At 35.0% G+C, this 1,115-nt stretch carries 1 protein-coding gene; it reads right to left on the bottom strand.

Going from position 1 to position 1,115, the window contains the following annotated elements; genetic code table 11:
- Window positions 1–1,115: serine hydroxymethyltransferase (locus tag CRV02_RS14245; RefSeq protein WP_164969017.1), on the bottom strand; the 1,115-nt coding region annotated here is incomplete at both ends.

Below are 1,115 nucleotides of genomic sequence, written 5' to 3'. Positions count from 1 at the left end.
TTGTAGATAACAAAGTTGTTAGCTAAATCTTTAAGCTCACCCTTGATTTGTTCTTGTAAATCAGTATTATTAATATCATCTAAAATATCAGCAATCTTATTAGCAATGAATTCAAACTCTTTCTCTTTCATTCCTCTTGCTGTAAGTGCAGGAGAACCAATTCTTACACCACTTGTAACAAATGGGCTTCTTGTTTCACCTGGTACTGTATTTTTATTTACAGTAATACCTGCATTTTGTAAAGCTGCATCTGCATCTTTACCAGAGAACTCTTTATTTAAGAATGATACTAATACTAAGTGATTATCTGTTCCACCAGAAACAATATCATATCCTCTTGATACTAGTACTTCTCCAAGTTTTTTAGCATTTGCTTTTACTTGTTTAGCATAATCTTTCCATTCAGGAGCTAAGATCTCTTTAAATGCAACTGCTTTTGCAGCCATAACATGTACTAATGGTCCACCTTGTAAACCTGGGAAGATAGCTGAATTGATTTTCTTAGCTACATCTTCATCATTAGTCATAATCATACCACCTCTAGGACCTCTTAAAGTCTTATGAGTTGTAGTAGTTACAACATCTGCATATGGGAATGGAGATTGGTGCTCACCTGCAGCAACTAAACCTGCAATGTGTGCGATATCAGCAAATAAAATTGCTCCTACTTCATCAGCGATTTCTCTAAATCTTTTGAAGTCAATCTCTCTTGCATAAGCTGAAGCACCACATACAATGATTTTTGGTTGAACAATTTTAGCAATATCTAAAACTCTGTCATAGTTGATTCTTCCATCTAACTCAACACCATAATAGAATGCTTGATAGTTCTTACCAGAAAATGATGGTTTAGAACCATGAGTTAAGTGCCCACCATGAGATAAATCCATACCTAAGATTTTATCACCAGCTTTTAATAATGCGGCATATACAGCACCATTAGCTTGAGAACCTGAATGTGGTTGAACATTTGCATAAGAACATCCAAAGATTTCACAAGCTCTGTCAATAGCTAATTGCTCAGCTTTGTCAGCAAATTCACATCCACCATAATATCTTTTATATGGATAACCCTCTGCATACTTGTTAGTAAATACAGAACCCATTGCTTCCAT

The organism is Arcobacter sp. CECT 8989 (assembly GCF_004116715.1).
Classification (GTDB): domain Bacteria; phylum Campylobacterota; class Campylobacteria; order Campylobacterales; family Arcobacteraceae; genus Halarcobacter.
The sequence above is the reverse complement of the archived record's forward strand: the minus strand, read 5'-3'. Positions and strand labels throughout refer to the sequence as shown.